13 protein-coding genes are annotated in these 16,170 nt (G+C 65.1%); 7 read left to right on the top strand and 6 right to left on the bottom strand.

The genetic code is table 11. From position 1 onward, the window contains the following. Positions 1-4: 4 nt before the first annotated feature. The 6 genes from tsaE to X750_RS142035 all read left to right on the top strand — a co-directional run bounded on the left by tsaE (position 5) and on the right by X750_RS142035 (position 9,696). Positions 5-1,516 (top strand): tRNA (adenosine(37)-N6)-threonylcarbamoyltransferase complex ATPase subunit type 1 TsaE, encoded by a 1,512-nt coding sequence (gene tsaE, locus X750_RS142010; RefSeq protein WP_023672299.1) that lies wholly within the window; start codon positions 5-7, stop codon positions 1,514-1,516. Positions 1,517-1,530: 14 nt separating this feature from the next. Then, positions 1,531-2,235 (top strand): nucleotidyltransferase family protein, encoded by a 705-nt coding sequence (locus tag X750_RS142015; protein ID WP_031199014.1) that lies wholly within the window; start codon positions 1,531-1,533, stop codon positions 2,233-2,235. Further along, positions 2,232-5,369 (top strand): double-strand break repair protein AddB, encoded by a 3,138-nt coding sequence (gene addB / locus X750_RS142020; protein ID WP_023748274.1) that lies wholly within the window; start codon positions 2,232-2,234, stop codon positions 5,367-5,369. Before X750_RS142015 ends, addB begins: the two co-directional genes overlap by 4 nt. After that, complete coding sequence (addA, locus tag X750_RS142025) at positions 5,366-8,887, top strand: double-strand break repair helicase AddA (protein WP_023748273.1); 3,522 nt, start codon at positions 5,366-5,368, stop codon at positions 8,885-8,887. Before addB ends, addA begins: the two co-directional genes overlap by 4 nt. Before the next feature lie 73 nt (positions 8,888-8,960). After that, positions 8,961-9,284 carry a thioredoxin gene (gene trxA, locus X750_RS142030; protein ID WP_023672297.1) on the top strand — a complete coding sequence of 108 codons (324 nt, stop codon included), beginning with the start codon at positions 8,961-8,963 and terminating at the stop codon, positions 9,282-9,284. A gap of 130 nt (positions 9,285-9,414) precedes the next feature. After that, positions 9,415-9,696, top strand: a complete 282-nt coding sequence (locus tag X750_RS142035) for a cupin domain-containing protein (RefSeq protein WP_023681396.1) — start codon at positions 9,415-9,417, stop codon at positions 9,694-9,696. A 438-nt stretch (positions 9,697-10,134) separates the two neighbouring features. Here X750_RS142035 and X750_RS142040 read toward each other — a convergent pair whose 3' ends face one another. The 6 genes from X750_RS142040 to X750_RS142065 form a co-directional block, all read right to left on the bottom strand. Further along, positions 10,135-10,554, bottom strand: a complete 420-nt coding sequence (locus tag X750_RS142040) for a VOC family protein (RefSeq protein WP_023693068.1) — start codon at positions 10,552-10,554, stop codon at positions 10,135-10,137. Positions 10,555-10,581: 27 nt separating this feature from the next. After that, complete coding sequence (locus X750_RS142045; RefSeq protein ID WP_023728840.1) at positions 10,582-11,907, bottom strand: folylpolyglutamate synthase/dihydrofolate synthase family protein; 1,326 nt, start codon at positions 11,905-11,907, stop codon at positions 10,582-10,584. 62 nt (positions 11,908-11,969) lie between these two features. After that, positions 11,970-12,896 (bottom strand): acetyl-CoA carboxylase, carboxyltransferase subunit beta, encoded by a 927-nt coding sequence (accD, locus tag X750_RS142050; RefSeq protein WP_023748272.1) that lies wholly within the window; start codon positions 12,894-12,896, stop codon positions 11,970-11,972. 101 nt (positions 12,897-12,997) lie between these two features. Then, a complete protein-coding gene (gene trpA, locus X750_RS142055; protein ID WP_023693067.1) occupies positions 12,998-13,837 on the bottom strand; it encodes a tryptophan synthase subunit alpha in 840 nt (279 codons plus the stop codon). A gap of 2 nt (positions 13,838-13,839) precedes the next feature. Beyond that, positions 13,840-15,090, bottom strand: coding sequence for a tryptophan synthase subunit beta (trpB, locus tag X750_RS142060; protein WP_023687439.1), 1,251 nt, complete (start codon positions 15,088-15,090; stop codon positions 13,840-13,842). Positions 15,091-15,180: 90 nt separating this feature from the next. Further along, positions 15,181-15,840: a phosphoribosylanthranilate isomerase gene (locus X750_RS142065; protein ID WP_023739761.1), complete on the bottom strand. Its 660-nt coding sequence runs from the start codon at positions 15,838-15,840 to the stop codon at positions 15,181-15,183. 109 nt (positions 15,841-15,949) lie between these two features. Here X750_RS142065 and X750_RS142070 point away from each other — a divergent pair, with 109 nt between their 5' ends. Then, a complete protein-coding gene (locus X750_RS142070; protein ID WP_023672288.1) occupies positions 15,950-16,168 on the top strand; it encodes a hypothetical protein in 219 nt (72 codons plus the stop codon). Positions 16,169-16,170: the final 2 nt, after the last annotated feature.

The following is a 16,170-nucleotide window of genomic DNA, read 5'->3' as shown; positions in this document are numbered from 1 at the left end:
CTCGATGACTGTTGTTGTGCTGGAGCGTTTTCTCGCCGACGAGGCTGCGACCGCAAGGCTCGGCGAGGACCTGGCCATGGCGCTGCGGCCGGGCGACGTGCTGGCGCTCAAGGGCGATCTCGGCGCCGGCAAGTCGACGCTGGCGCGGGCCCTGATCAGGGCGCTGGCCGATGATGCCGGCCTCGATGTGCCGAGCCCTACCTTCACCTTGGTGCAAAGCTACGACACGCGCATCCCCGTGCACCATTTCGATCTCTATCGCCTGTCCTCGGCCGGCGAGATGGACGAGCTGGGTTTCGACGAGGCGCTGCTGCAGGGCGCTGCCCTTGTCGAGTGGCCGGAACGGGCGGAGGCCGCTCTTCCGAGAACGTCGATCTGGATCGAACTCGTCCATCAGGACGAAGGACGATTGGCGAAACTATCGGGCCAAGGCGTTGCCTTCGAACGCGTGGCGCGATCGCTGGCGATGCGCGATTTCCTCAAAACGGCCGGTTGGGGCGACGCCGCGCGGCGCCATTTCGTCGGCGACGCCTCGGCGCGCTCTTACGAGATTGTTTCGCTCGCCGGCCTTGCGCCGCGCGTGCTGATGAATTCGCCAAGGCTGGTGCTGGGGCCGCCGGTGCGCGACGGCAAGCCCTATGCCGTGATCGCCCACACGGCGCAGTCGGTCACCGCTTTCGTCGCCATCGACAAGGCGCTGCTGGCGCAAGGTGTCAGTGTCCCAAAAATCCATGCCGAGGATCTCGAACGGGGCTTTCTGCTGCTGGAGCATCTGGGCTCGGAAGGTTTTCTCGACGGCAATGATGAGCCGGTGGCCGAGCGCTACGCGGCAGCGGCCGAATTGCTGGCGATGATGCATGGGAAGACCTGGCCGCAGCGCATGGAGGCCGTGCCGGGCGTCTTCCACGAGGTGCCGCCCTTCGATCGCGCCGCCATGCTGATCGAAGCCGATCTCTTGGTCGATTGGTATGTGCCGATGGTGACCGGCAGCCCGGCAAGCGAGGCTTTACGCGCCGGCTATCACAGGGAATGGAACGCGGTTCTCGATCGGCTGGACACACAGGAATACACGCTGATGCTGCGCGACTTCCATTCGCCCAACATCATCTGGCGCGGTGACCGCAAAGGCCACGACCGGCTGGGCATCGTCGATGTCCAGGACGCGCTGATGGGTCCGGCGGCCTATGACGTTGCGTCGCTGGCCATGGATGCCCGCGTCACCGTTTCGCCCGATATCGAGCAGCGGACCGTGGACGCCTATGTCGCTGCGCGCCACGCCGCCGGCGGCTTCGATGAGGACGCCTTCCGCGCGGCCTATGCGATCATGGCGGCGCAGCGCAATTCGAAGATCCTCGGCATTTTCGTGCGGCTCGAAAAGCGCGACGGCAAGCCCTATTATCTCCGACACCTGCCGCGCATCCGCGATTATCTCAGGCGGGCGCTGGCGCACCCGGCGCTGGCTCAGTTGAAGGAGTTTTACATGGCACATGGCCTGCTGGAGGAACGGCTCCCGTGACCTTGACCACAGCGATGGTGCTGGCGGCTGGTCTTGGCAAGCGCATGCGGCCGATCACCGACACCATGCCGAAGCCGCTGGTGCGGATCGCCGGCAGGACCTTGCTCGACTGGGGGCTGGACAGTCTCGAAGCGGCCGGCGTCGAGAAAGCCATCGTCAACGTGCACTATCTGCCGGACCAGATCGTCGCCCATATCGCCCACAGGCGGGCGCCAAAGATCGTCATTTCCGACGAGCGCGACGCGCTGCTGAATTCGGCGGGTGGCATCGTCAAGGCATTGCCGCTGCTGGGTGCCGAACCCTTCTACATCATCAACGCCGATACGTTCTGGATCGACAGCGGCCAGCCCAGCCTCGAGCGCCTTGCCCTTGCATGGGACGGCGCGAAAATGGATATTCTGCTGATGCTTACCGATCTCGACTCGGCCACCGGACACGGTGTCGGCACGGATTTCCTGATGGCGCCGGATGGCGGCCTGCGGCGCTCGAAAGGCGATCCGGCCGGGTTGATCTATGCCGGAGCGGCAATCGTCAATCCCGCCATCTTCAGGGATGCGCCGGCCGGGGCGCATTCGCTCAACACCTATTTCGACAAGGCAATCGCCTCTGGCCGTCTGTTCGGCATGCAGATGCGCGGAAGCTGGATCACCGTCGGCACTCCCGACGCCATTCCGCAGGCGGAAGCGGCGGTCGCCGACGCTCTCGCGAAGGTGGTATGAGCGGCGCGCGCCGCGTTCTTTCGATCCCGCCCGGAGCGCCATTCCTGCCGACTCTGGCCGAGGCCTTGCTGGCCGGACGGCTGGTGCCCGGCTTCCGGTTCGACGGCGATCCGCTGGCGCTGGCTGATGTCACCATCCATGTGCCGACACGGCGCGCGGCCCGTGCGCTGCGCGGCGCTTTTGTCGACGCGCTTTCGGGACCGGGAGGGAGCCGCCGTTCGGCGATCCTGCCGGTCATCCGCCCGCTCGGAGAGTTCGACGAGGACGAAGCCGCCTTTGACGCCGGCACGCCGACCGAGCTTGAAATGGCGCCGCCGATCGCAGCCATCGAACGCCTGCTGCTGCTGGCGCCGCTGGTGCGGGCCTGGAAGCGCACCTTGCCGGCGCATGTCCTTGATATGTTCAACGAAGAGATCGTCGTGCCGGCCTCCGCCGCCGATGCGATCTGGCTAGCGCGTGACCTCGCCCGGCTGATGGACGAGATCGAAACCGAAGGCACGGACTGGACCAGGCTTGCCGATCTGGTCACCGGCAATCTTGCCGGATGGTGGCTTGTGACGCTCGATTTCCTCCGTATCGTCACCGAGGCCTGGCCGAAATTGCTGGAGGAGCGCGACCGCTCCAACCCGGCCGCGCACCGCAATGCGCTGATCCGGCGCGAGGCGAAGCGGCTGGAACGCAACCCGCCCAAAGGCCCGGTGATCGCCGCCGGCTCGACGGGCTCTATTCCCGCCACGGCCGAACTGCTTGCCACGGTCGCCAGCCTGCCCAACGGCGCCGTGGTGCTGCCCGGGCTCGATGGGATGCTGGACGAACCGTCTTTTGCCGCGATTGGGGCGCCCGGTGCGCGGCCGGCACTGCTTGGGCACCCGCAATACGGCATGGCCAAGCTGATCGGCAAGATTGGCGTGCTGCGTGGCGATGTCGAGGAAGTGGTCTCCGCCGAGCCCGCACTGGCGCTCCGCGCGGCCCTTGTCGGCGAGGCGCTGCGGCCGGCCGAGACCACGGAATTATGGGCCGAGACCCGCATATGCTTCAACGCCGTAGACATCGCCGAGGCCTTCGCCGACGTGACGCTGATCGAAGCCGCCAGCGAACGCGACGAGGCGGCGGCGATCGCCATCGCGCTGAAAACCGCCGTGGAACAGCCGGGACTAAGGGCAGCGCTCGTTACCGGCGACCGGGGGCTGGCGCGGCGCGTCTCGGCCGAGCTGTTGCGCTTCGGCGTGATCGCCGACGATTCCGGCGGCACGCCGCTCGCCAACACGCCTGCAGCCAGCCTGCTGCGGCTCACACTTCAAGCGGTATTCCGGCCCGGCGATCCCGTCGGCCTTTTGTCGCTGCTCAAGCATCCGCTGCTCGGGCTCGGACTTGAGCGCACCGGCGTGCGCCATGCCGCCGAGCTCATCGAACTCGTGGCGCTGCGCGGCGGCACCGGGCGCCCCGACATCGCTTCTTTGCCAGCACTGTTCGAGGAGCGTCTCACCGGGTTGCGCGGGGACAAGCGCCAGCCCTTCTGGTTCTCGCGCCTGAGCGTGCGCGGCATCGACAATGCCCGCGATATGCTGAGCCGACTTGTGACGGCACTGGCGCCGCTGACTGCCTTTCGCGGTGAAGAGAATGCCGATCTCGTCGCGTTGACCAGAGCGAGCGTCGCCGCGCTGGAAAATCTCGGCCGCACGGCGGAGGGCAGCCTGGCTGAATTTTATGCCGGCGACGCCGGCGAGAAACTCGCCGAGCTGCTGCGCGGTGTGGTCGCCGCGTCTGCATCGTTCGACTTCCCGGCCGACGAATGGCCTGATGTGATGGACGCGCTGGTAGCACCGGAAACGGTCAAGCCCGGGCAAGGCACCGACCGCAACATCGCCATTTGGGGGGCGCTGGAAGCGCGGCTGCAGAATGTCGACACGCTGGTCATTGGCGGGCTGAACGAGGGCGTGTGGCCACGCAAGCCGGAAAGCGATCGCTTCATGTCGCGGTTGATGAAGACCGGCATCGATCTCGAGCCGCCGGAGCGCCGTATCGGCCTTGCCGCCCACGACTTCCAGATGGCGATGGGGGCGAAAAAGGTGGTGCTGACGCGCTCCGCCCGAGCCGGCGACGCACCGGCGGTGCCGTCGCGCTGGCTGCAGCGCATCCTCACCTTCATCGGCAAGGATCCGGCGGCCGCATTGCGCGGGCGCGGCGACGAATTGCTTGCCTGGGCGCGCGCGCTCGATGCCGGCGAGCGGCAGCATTTCGCGCCGCGACCGCAGCCGAAACCGCCGCTGAGCATGCGGCCCACCCACTTCTCGGTGACCGAGATCGAGACGCTGCGCCGCGACCCCTATGCGGTCTATGCCAAGCGTATTCTGAGCCTTCTGCCGCTCGAGCCGGTGATCCGCGATCCCGGTGCGGCCGAGCGCGGCACGCTGTTTCATGACATCCTGCATCTGTTCTCGACAGAGGTGGCGGATCCCCGCGCGCCCGAAGCTCTGGAACGCCTCATCGCTGCCGGCCGGACCTGCTTCGCCGACATTGCCCTACCCGCCGATGTCGAGGCGGTGTGGTGGCCGCGCTTCGAAAAGCTCGCCGCCAACATCATCGAATGGGAGCGCGGCCGCGCCCCTGCCGTCGCCCGGCGGCATGCCGAGGAGCGCGCCGAAAAGACCGCTGTCGGCCGCACCGGCGTGACGCTGTCCGGCTATGCCGACCGCGTCGACCTTTTGGCCGGCGGCATGGCCGACATTCTCGATTACAAGACCGGCTCCTCGCCGTCCAAGGCGCAGGCCCACACGTTGCTGGCGCCACAGCTGGCGCTCGAAGGGGCGCTGCTCCGGCGCGGCGCCTTCAAGGGGCTTGGCGCGCGCGAGCCCTCCCAGCTTGCATTTGTGCGGCTGAAGCCGAATGGCGAAGTGTTCGAGGAATCCATCCTCGACTACAACCGCCAGCCCCGGACCGCCGAAGACCTCGCCGAGGAGGCCTGGGCGCGGCTGGAAAAGCTGCTGGTCCATTATGCAGATCCGACGACCGGCTACCTGTCGCGGGCGCTGCCTTTTCGCGAGGGCGAGAGCGATGGCGATTACGACCATCTGGCGCGCGTGCTCGAATGGTCGGCCGGCGGCGACAGCGATGACGAGGGCGGGGAGGCATGAAAAAAGCCTATCCCGTCCCCAGCGAAACCGCCGCCAGCCAGGCGCGCGCTTCCGACCCGAAGAACTCGGCCTGGGTGTCGGCCAATGCCGGCTCGGGCAAGACGCATGTGCTGGCCCAGCGCGTCATCCGGCTGCTGCTCAACGGCACCGATCCGTCGAAGATCCTGTGCCTGACCTATACGCGGGCGGCCGCCGCCAACATGTCGAACCGCGTGTTCTCGACCCTGTCGGAATGGACAGCGCTCGGCGATGCCGAGCTTGCCACAAAGATTGAGGCGGTGGACGGCCGCCGGCCCGACCGCGACACGATGCGGCGGGCGCGCCGGCTGTTTGCCGAAGCGCTGGAAACGCCGGGCGGGCTGAAGATCCAGACCATCCACGCCTTCTGCGAATCGGTGCTGCACCAGTTCCCGCTGGAGGCCAACATCCCGGCGCATTTCGAAATGCTCGATCCGCAGATGGAGGCCTCGCTGTTTGCCGGCGCCCGCCGCGACATGATTTCGGGCACGTCAGCCGAAGACGCCGGACTGGCCGAGGCCTTTGCCACCGTGCTGGAGCGCGGCGGCGAACACGGGCTCGATGCGCTGCTCGCCGAAATCGTGCGCAAGCGCGACGGCTTACGCGGCTTCATCGATGCGGTCCGGCGCGATGGCGCCGGCTTTCAGGCCCTGTTCGACGAATTCCAATTTCGCCCCGGGCAGAGCGCCGAAGACATAGCGGCATCGGTATGGCCGCTGCCGGGTTTCCTGCCGGACTTCTTTGCAGTGTTCGCCAGTGCCGCCGAGGCCACCGACGCCCGCACCGTGCTCAACAATCTCTTGCCCTATGCCCGCTTGGCCTTTGCCGAGACGGACCCGACCCGCCGGCTGCAGATGCTCGGCAAAGCCTTTCTCAAGGCCGATGGCGACCCCTATGATCCCTCAAAGTTGTTCAAGAAGGCGCTGCTCGGCCGGCTGCCCGACCTTCCCGAGCGCTATCTGGCGGCCGTCAAGTCGATAACAGACGTCTCCGACCGGCTGGCGCTGTTCCGGATGCTGGAAGGCACGGTCGCGGCGTTGACCATAGCCGACTGGCTGATCGTGCGGTACGAGCGCCTGAAGCGCAGCCGCGGCTTTCTCGATTTCAACGACCTCATCACCCGCACCGTCAACCTTCTGGCGCGGCCCGATGCCGGCCCCTGGGTGCAGTACAAGCTCGACCAGGGTATCGACCACATCCTGCTGGACGAGGCGCAGGACACCAGCCCCGACCAATGGGAGGTGGTGAAGCGGCTGGCGGAGGAGTTCTTTGCCGGCCACGGCCAGCGCGGCACGACCAATCGCACGGTGTTCGCCGTCGGCGACGAAAAGCAGTCGATCTATTCCTTTCAGGGTGCCGCGCCGGATTCCTTCGCCGACAGCCGGCTCTTGTTTTCCGGACGCGTGAACGCCGCCAATGCTTCGTTTGCCGACCTGAAACTGACCTGGTCGTTCCGGTCGACCGACGACGTGCTTGCCGCCGTCGACCGCGTCTTTGCCGATCCGGGCGTGCGGCGCGGCATCAGCCATGACCCCGATCCGCTCGACCACAAGGCGATCCGCAACGACGCGCCTGGCTATGTCGAGGTCTGGCCGTCGCTCGGCGCTGACGCCGTCGAGGAGCCCGACGACTGGACGTTGCCGGTCAATCATGCCAGCGCGCCGGCTGTGCGGGTGGCCGAGCACGTGGCTGCGACCATCCAGACCTGGCTCAAGGACCGCGAGATCATCGAGGGCAAGGGACGCAGGCTGAGGGTCGGCGACATTCTTGTGCTGGTGCGCAAGCGCGACCGCTTCGTCCATGCGCTGTCGCGCGCGCTGAAGGACCGCGATATTCCCGTCGCCGGCGCCGACCGGCTGAGCCTGCCCGGCCACATCGCGGTCAAGGACCTGATCGCACTCGGCCATTTCCTCATCCAGCCGCAGGATGACCTGTCGCTCGCCGCCGTGCTGCGCAGCCCGGTTTTCGACGTGTCGGAGGAGACGCTTTTTACGCTTGGCGCCGGACGGCCAGCCGGAACATCGCTGATCGCCTCACTACGCCAGCATGCTGGCGACAATACCGCGCTGACCGATGTCGTTGCCCGGCTCGACGGCTGGGCCAACGAGGCGGCGTTCCGGCCGGTGTTCGAATTCTACGCCGGGGTGCTGGCGCGCGACGGCCTGCGCAAGAAGATGATCGCCCGGCTTGGACCAGAAGCCGGCGACATCCTCGACGAATTCCTGAGTTTCTGCCTGGCCGAGGAACGCACCGGACTGCCGGGGCTGGAGGCCTTCCTGGCGACGCTGGAAAACACCGGCCCGGAGATCAAGCGCGAGATGGACCAGACGCGCGACGAGGTCCGCGTCATGACCGTGCACGCCGCCAAGGGCCTGGAAGCGCCTGTTGTCTTCCTGGTCGATGGCGGGTCGGCGCCGTTCAGCGACCAGCATCTGCCGCGGCTGATGCCGTTCGACGCTTCGGGCCGCAATTTCGACGGCAAGGGCTATCTCTGGCGCTCGGCCGCCGATGTCGCGAACGGCTTCTCCAAGGCGGCCTCGGCCAGGGCGCGGGAGCTTGCCGACGACGAATACCGCCGGCTGCTCTATGTCGGCATGACGCGCGCCGAGGACCGGCTGATCGTCTGCGGCTATCACGGCAAGCGTTCGCCGAGCACCGGCACCTGGCATTCGATTGTCAGCCGCGCGCTGCTTGCCGCGCCGGAAAGCACGGAGCGCCATCATCCCGCCAGCGGCGAGCCGGTGCATCGCTTCGTCATCACCAAGCTGCCGCCGGTGGCGCTGGCAGCCGCCGACGAGGCGCGGCTGCCGCAACCGCTTTTGCCGTTCTTGCCGGCAAACCTGTTTCGCCCTTTGCCGCCTTATGAAGAACTGCCGCGCCCGCTATCGCCCTCTGGCGCTTCGGCGCTGATCGACGAGGGCAAGGAGGCGGTCGTCGATACGCGTTCGCCGGTGCTGGACAGCGAAGCGGAGCCCGGTTTTGCCGTGATGCGCGGGCTGGCGCTGCACAAGCTGCTGCAGATGCTGCCCGGTTTTGCCGAAGACGAACGGCAAGGCGCGGCGGCGCAGTATCTCATTCGAGCCGGCGCCGACTGGCCGGAGGCCGAGCGCAACAAGGCGCTGGCTTCGGTGATGGCGATCCTCAGAGATTCGCGTTTTGCCGGGCTGTTTTCGCCGTCGTCCCGCGCCGAAGTTGCTGTGATGGGCAGCCTTGAGGTCAAGGGCAGACTGCGCTCGATCTCCGGCAAGATCGACCGGCTGGCGGTGACGCCCGAGCGCGTATCGATCGTCGACTACAAGACCAACCGGCCGGCGCCCGCAGGCCTGGCCCAGGTGCCGCCGGCCTATATACTGCAGCTGGCGCTCTACCGCGCGCTGCTCCAGCCGCTTTACCCCGGCCGCGCGGTGACGGCAGCACTGCTGTTCACCGAGGCACCGAGGCTTATCGAACTGCCGGCGCAGGCGATGGATGACGCCCTTGCCCGACTCACGGGAGCGTGACACAAGTTCTGCTTGAAGAAGGGCTGCTCAACCACCACATTTGGTGCGAGATAAATTTCGAAAGGATTTTCGCATGGCCACCGTCAAGGTCGACAAGAGCAATTTCCAGGCGGATGTGCTCAACGCCTCGCAGCCCGTCGTCGTGGATTTCTGGGCCGAATGGTGCGGCCCCTGCAAGATGATCGGTCCGTCGCTGGAAGAGATCGCCAACGAACTCGGCGACAAGATCAAGATCGCCAAGCTGAACATCGACGAGAACCCTGAGCTTGCCGCCCAATTCGGCGTGCGCTCGATCCCGACGCTGATGATCTTCAAGGGCGGCGAAGTCGCCGACATGAAGGTCGGCGCCGCGCCGAAGACCGCGCTGTCGCATTGGATCAATGGCAGCCTCGCCTGATCCTATGGAGTTTCTGAAGTTAAGCCCGGCCCTGGCGCCGGGCTTTTCTTTGGCGTTATCGCCTGACCTCTCTGGCCCTCGCGCCTGAAGGCTCCATGTCTTCTGCTTGAGGCTGGACAGGAGAGACAGAATGACCGGATCCGCCAAGGCCACCGTCTTCATCGACAACGAGCGCGTCATCGTCACCGAGTATCGGTTCCAGCCCGGCGACAACACCGGCTGGCATCGCCACGGCCACGACTATGTCGTGGTGCCGCTGATGGACGGCAAGGTGAAGCTGGTGACCAAGGACGGCGAGAGTTTTGCTGAAATGAAGAAGGGCGCGCCCTACTTCCGCAAGGAAGGCGTCGAGCACGACGTCATCAGCGCCAATGACGGCGAATACGCCTTCATCGAGATCGAGCTGAAATAGGCCTCAGACTGGTGCCGCGGCCGCCGATGTCTATTTAGTTTGAGCCACGGTTTTTTTGGCCTGCCTAGGCTTGCCGGGCTTCCGTCCGGTCGCGGGCTTCAGGACCTGCCCATATCCCTCTATAGCGCCCGTATACACACGATAGAGAAACGTCTCTCGGCTTACGAAATACGCGACACTGGGCTGGCCGGATGTATCATTGGGGCGCGTCGGTCTGTGGGCCACTCGAACAATTGGGTGCGGTGGCTCGATGGCTCCCGGTAACATCACATGATCGCCGACCCGCGGAGCATATTCAAATATCAGCTCCTCCGGCGGGTCGTTGTCGACGGTAACAAGACACTTCACAACCATTCGAGCTTGCCTCCATGCTTCGCCAAGCATATCGGGGCTTCTGCCCGAGGGGCAACCGCCCGATAGATTCCCCGGGCCAAAATACTACCAGTCGGCGATGCGATCCCCGCCGGTGAATTGCGCGCTTTTTGCTGTGTATTCGAACAGCTCGATCTTCACGCCGTTGGGGTCGCGGATCCAGGCCTGAAACGTGTCGTCGCAGGCATGCTTCTTGGCCGTGATATCAATGCCTTTCGACTTGATGTGGGCGATCGCCGCATCGATGTTTTCCACCTCAAGGCAGAAATGGTTGATCTGGTTGAGCTCGCTATGGCTGGTGCCGTCCTTCTGGAACACCTCGACATGGCTGCGATCGCCGCAATTGAGGTAGAAGCCGAAGATCTTGCCGTCGCGCAGGAAGTTGAACTGCGTGTCGAGGCCGAGCACGTCGCGGTAGAAGGCCCGCGTCGCTTCCAGATCATGCGCGAAGATGCAGACATGGGCGAGTTGCTTCACCTTGATCATCACCGGCTCCCTCGCGAAAGTGTGGACTCAGGTCGGTGGCGTGCCGTTTTCGGCCAGCACCGCACCGGCGAGATACAGCGAACCACCGATCAGGATGCGCGGCGCCGGGCCGTCCCAGGTGTCGCGCAACAGCATCAGCGCGCTGGCGACGGAGCTGACCGGCTCGGCGGTGAGGCCGGCCTCGGTCGCCCGGATCGCCAGTTCGTCATTCGGCACACCGGCGTCGCTCATGCTCACCGGCACGGTGTAGACATGGCGGACCAGGCCCTTGAAGGCGTGGAAATAGCCGCTCTGGTCCTTGGTGTTGATCATGCCGGCAATCAAAAACAGCGGCCGCGGGTTCTTTTCCTCCTGCTCGGCCAAGGCTTCCGCCACCACCACGCCGGCGCCCGGATTGTGACCGCCATCGAGCCAGATGTCGGCGCCCTTGGGAGCGAGGTCCGCCAGCCGGCCCTGTGCCAATTTCTGCATGCGGCCCGGCCATGCGACGCTCGCCATCGCCTTCTCAGTGGCGCGATGACTGATTTCGAAACCGGCTGCCTTGACGGCGGCAATCGCTGCCGCCGCATTGGCGAACTGGTGGCGCCCGGGCAGGCGCGGCGGCGGCAGGTCCATCAGCCCGTCCTCATCCTGATAGACCATGCGGCCGTTTTCCTCGAAGGCGAGAAAATCCTGGCCGTAGACGAAGGTCGGGCAATCCAGCCGCTCGGCGGTTTCGATCAGCACTTGCAGCGCCGTCTCGCTCTCCTGCGCGCCGATGACCACCGGGCAGCCGCGCTTCATGATGCCGGCCTTTTCGGCGGCGATCAGTTCGACCCGGTCGCCGAGATAGGCTTCGTGATCCATCGACACCGGCATGATCACCGACACCGCCGGCCGGGCAACGACATTGGTGGCGTCGAAGCGGCCGCCAAGGCCGACCTCGATGATGGCGGCGGCAGCCGGATGTTCGGAAAACAGGATGAAGGTGACGGCGGTTAGGATTTCGAAGACGGTGATCTTCTGGCCTTGATTGGCCCGGGCGACGCGGGCGATGGCCTCGGCGAAGGTCTCGTCGTCGACCAGCCGGCCGCCGCCCTCGGCCGCCAGTCGGTAGCGCTCGGCCCAGTTCACCAGATGCGGCGAAGTGTGGACATGGACAAGGTGGCCGCCGGCTTCGAGCAGCGCGCGCGAAAAGGCCGCGCACGAGCCCTTACCGTTGGTGCCGGCGATATGGATGACCGGCGGCAGCCGCTCCTGCGGATTGCCGAGGCGTTCGAGCAGCCTTGTGATGCGGTCGAGCGAAAGGTCGAAGCCTTTCGGATGCAGCGCCATCAGGGCTTCGATTTCACGATCTGCGGCAAGCGTTGTCATGAGCGAATCCTACGCATGCGCGCAGGTGCACGCAATCGCGGTTTGCGGCCAGAAATGTCGCGTCAGGCCTGCGGGCGGGCTTCCGTCGGGATGACCGACGGCGGCAGGATTTCCGGCTCCAGCGGCTTTTGCTCCTGCGGCAGTTTGAGCAGGATTTTCAACAGCCGTGAAATCGTCTCGCGCAGTTCCAGCCGCGACACCACCATGTCGACCATGCCGTGCTCCATCAGATATTCGGAGCGCTGGAAACCGTCCGGCAGTTTCTCCCGGATAGTCTGCTCGATGACGCGCGGGCCGGCGAAGCCGATCAGCGCGCCGGGCTCGGCGATATGCACGTCGCCCAGCATGGCGTAGGAGGCGGTGACGCCGCCGGTGGTCGGGTTGGTCAAGACGACGATGTATGGGAGGCCGGCTTCCTTCAGCCGATCGACGCCGATCGTGGTGCGCGGCAACTGCATCAGCGACAAGATGCCTTCCTGCATACGCGCGCCGCCGGAGGCGGCAAACAGGATCAGCGGCCGCTTGCGCTGCAAGGCGACCTCGAAACCGTGCACAATGGCGTCACCCGCGGCCATGCCGAGCGAGCCGCCCATGAAGGCGAAATCCTGCACCGTCACTACAACCGGCAGGCCCTCGACCGTGCCCAGCGCATTGATGATGGCGTCTTCCAGGCCGGTCTTGGCCTTGGCGTCCTTCAAGCGGTCGGTGTAGCGCTTCTCGTCGCGGAACTTGAGCGGGTCCTGCACGACCTTGGGGTTCTCAAGCTGCTCGTATTTGCCGTCGTCGAGGAAGAATTTCAGCCGTTCCTTGGCCGAAATCTTCATGTGATGGCCCGATGACGGGATGACGAACTGGTTGGATTCCAGGTCCTTGTGAAACACCATCTCGCCGGTCTCGGGATCCTTGATCCAGAGATTCTCGGGCATGTCGGTGCGCCGGCCGAGCATCGAATTGATCCTCGGGCGAACGTAATTGGTGATCCAGTTCATCGCTTCGGCTCCTGTCCTGACGAAGAGTTGGCTCGTGCATGTCGCCCAAAAGTGGGAACCGGTTTTGGGATAACGACTTGCACAAGGCCTAAGTAGGGAAACTATTCGGCAGCAGCAAGGCGGGCCGAACGCACGCCCTGAGACAGTCCGCTGACCAGGGTGGCGACGGCCTCGGCCGGGTCGGCGGTCTTCTCGCCCTTCGGTCCCAACACATTGGCGACCGCGTTGACGATCGCGGTGCCGACGACGACGCCATCGGCATTGGCGCCGATAATGCGCGCCTGCTCGGCGGTCTTGACGCCGAAGCCGACGCAGACTGGCAAGTTGGTGTGGCCCTTGATGCGCTTGACCGCGGCGGCAACCTTGCCGGTGTCGGCCAAAGCCGAGCCGGTGATGCCGGTCATCGACACGTAATAGACGAAGCCCGACGTATTCTGCAGCACCTTGGGCAGGCGCTTGTCGTCGGTGGTCGGCGTTGCCAAGCGGATGAAGTTGATGCCGGCCTTCAGCGCAGGGATGCAGAGTTCTTCGTCCATCTCCGGTGGCAGGTCGACGACGATCAGCCCGTCAATGCCGCTGGCGATGGCGTCCTTGAGGAAGCGATCGACACCGTAGATGTAGATCGGGTTGTAGTAGCCCATCAGCACGATCGGCGTTTCATTGTCGGTGGCGCGGAAATCAGCCGCCGTCTTCAGCGTCTTGACCAGGGTCTGGCCACCTTTCAGCGCGCGCAGGCCCGCGGCCTGGATCGCCGGGCCGTCGGCCATCGGATCGGAAAACGGCATGCCCATTTCGATGATGTCGGCGCCGGCCTTCGGCAGCGCCTTCATGATCGACAAAGCGGTGTCGTAGTCCGGGTCGCCGCTCATGAAATAGGTAACGAGCGCCGGGCGGCCCTCGGCTTTCAGTTTTGCCATGCGGCGGTCGATGCGGGTCACCATGATCAGATCTCCATGCCCAGCATCGAGGCCACCGTGTGCACGTCCTTGTCGCCGCGTCCCGACAGGTTGACGATGACGATCTGGTCCTTGTCCATATCAGGCACGATCTTCACCGCATGCGCGATGGCGTGGGCGGATTCCAGCGCCGGGATGATGCCTTCGACGCGCGTCGTCAGCTTGAAGGCTTCCAGCGCCTCGTCGTCGAGGATCGGCACATATTCGACGCGGCCGGAATCGCGCAGCCAGGAATGTTCGGGGCCGACGCCCGGATAGTCGAGGCCGGCCGAGATCGAATGGCCGTCCATGATCTGGCCATCGGCGTTCTGCAGGAGATAGGTGCGGTTGCCGTGCAGGACGCCTGGCGCGCCGGCATTCATCGAGGCGCAATGCTCGATGCCGTCGAGGCCGCGGCCGCCGGCTTCGATGCCGATGATGCGGACTTGCCTGTCGTCGAGGAAAGGATGGAACAGGCCGATGGCGTTGGAGCCGCCGCCGACAGCCGCGATGATGGTGTCGGGCAGCCGGCCTTCCTGTTCGAGGATCTGGGCGCGCGCCTCGATGCCGATCACCGACTGGAAGTCGCGCACCAGCTCCGGATAGGGATGCGGGCCGGCGGCAGTGCCGATCAGGTAATAAGTGTCCTCGACATTGGTGACCCAGTCGCGCAACGCCTCGTTCATGGCGTCCTTCAGCGTGCCGTGGCCGGCGGTGACCGGCCGCACTTCGGCGCCGAGCAGCTTCATGCGGAAGACGTTGGGGCTTTGGCGGGCGACGTCGGTGGCGCCCATATAGACCACGCAGGGAAAGCCGAAGCGCGCCGCGACTGTGGCCGCCGCCACGCCGTGCTGGCCGGCGCCCGTCTCGGCGATGATGCGCTTCTTGCCCATGCGCTTGGCGAGCAGAATCTGACCGAGGCAATTGTTGATCTTGTGCGAACCGGTGTGGTTCAGGTCCTCGCGCTTGAAATAGACCTTGGCGCCGCCCCCGAGGCCCTTCGCCGAGGAAACCTCACGAAGATGTTTGGTCAGGCCTTCGGCGAAATACAGCTTTGACGGCCGCCCGGCATAGTGGGTCGAGAGGTTGGTCAACTCAGCCTTGAAGTCCGGATCGTTCTTGACCTCGTTCCAGTGCCGCTCGAGGTCGAGGATCAGCGGCATCAGCGTCTCGGCCACGAAGCGGCCCCCGAAGATGCCGAACATGCCCTGTTCGTCGGGTCCCGTGCGGAAGGAATTGGGTGTCGCCGGCTTGTTCATCGCCGATCTCCTGGTCTTGGTTCTGAGCATGTCTTATCGGAAAACCGGTTCCCACTTCTCCGGAACATGCTCGGGTTCGAAAGAAGTGCCTCAGGCAGCGCGGTCGTCGCGCGCGGCCCTGACGGCCCGGAAGAACTGCTCGATCAGCGCCGGATCCTTGACGCCCGGGCCGCTTTCCACCCCCGACGAAATGTCTATCGCGGGCGGATTGGCTGATATCAGGGCGTCGCCGATATTGGCGGCGTTGAGCCCACCGGAAAGCATGTAATCGAGCCCGGCGTCAAGGCCGGCCAGGATGCGCCAGTCAAAGGCGACGCCATTGCCGCCCGGAAGTTGCGAGCCCTTTGGTGGCTTGGCATCGAACATGAAGCGATCGGCAACGCCGATGAACGGCTTTAGCCGCTCGAGATCGGCAGCCTCACTGACGGAGAACACCTTCATGACAGGCAAGCCGTAGCGGGCTTTCACCTCGGCCACCCGCTCGGGCGTCTCCGTGCCGTGCAGTTGCAGCATGTCGGGTCGCATCTTTTCGACGATCTCGTCCAGGAAGGCGTCATCGGAATCGACCGTCACGGCAACCGCCAGGGCCTTGCCGATTGCCGCCTGGCGCAGGCGGCCGGCTGCCGCAGGCTCGACATAGCGCGGGCTCCTGGCAAAGAAGATGAAGCCGACATGGCTGGCGCCGCCGGCCAATGCCGCGGCCATTGCATCATCGGTCTTCAATCCGCAGATCTTGATATCGAGCGCCATGGCGCGGGGATTGGCACGAAACCGGCCAAGAGTCGAGAAAAAGCATGCTGTTTGCCGGCAACGCCAAAGGCGCTACCTATTGATGGGAGAAGCAAGGCGGAGCAGACGAATGGCCGACCAGAGCATAGCCGAACTCAGGCAGAAGATCGCGCAAGCGCGCGACGTCATCGCGCATCTGATGCAAAAGGCCGCCTTCGACGGGGCAGAAGCGCACCGGGTCCTGGATTATTTCGGCAGCGATGCGTTCGAGCAGAATTTCCTGCCATGGCCGCGCCATGGCGACGAAGGGCTGCGGCCTGAAGAGCTTAATGCGGCCAATGATGATTGAGC

Origin of the sequence: Mesorhizobium sp. LNJC391B00, assembly GCF_000502535.1 — a bacterium.
GTDB lineage: Bacteria > Pseudomonadota > Alphaproteobacteria > Rhizobiales > Rhizobiaceae > Mesorhizobium.
This window is presented reverse-complemented; position numbering and strand designations above follow the sequence as displayed.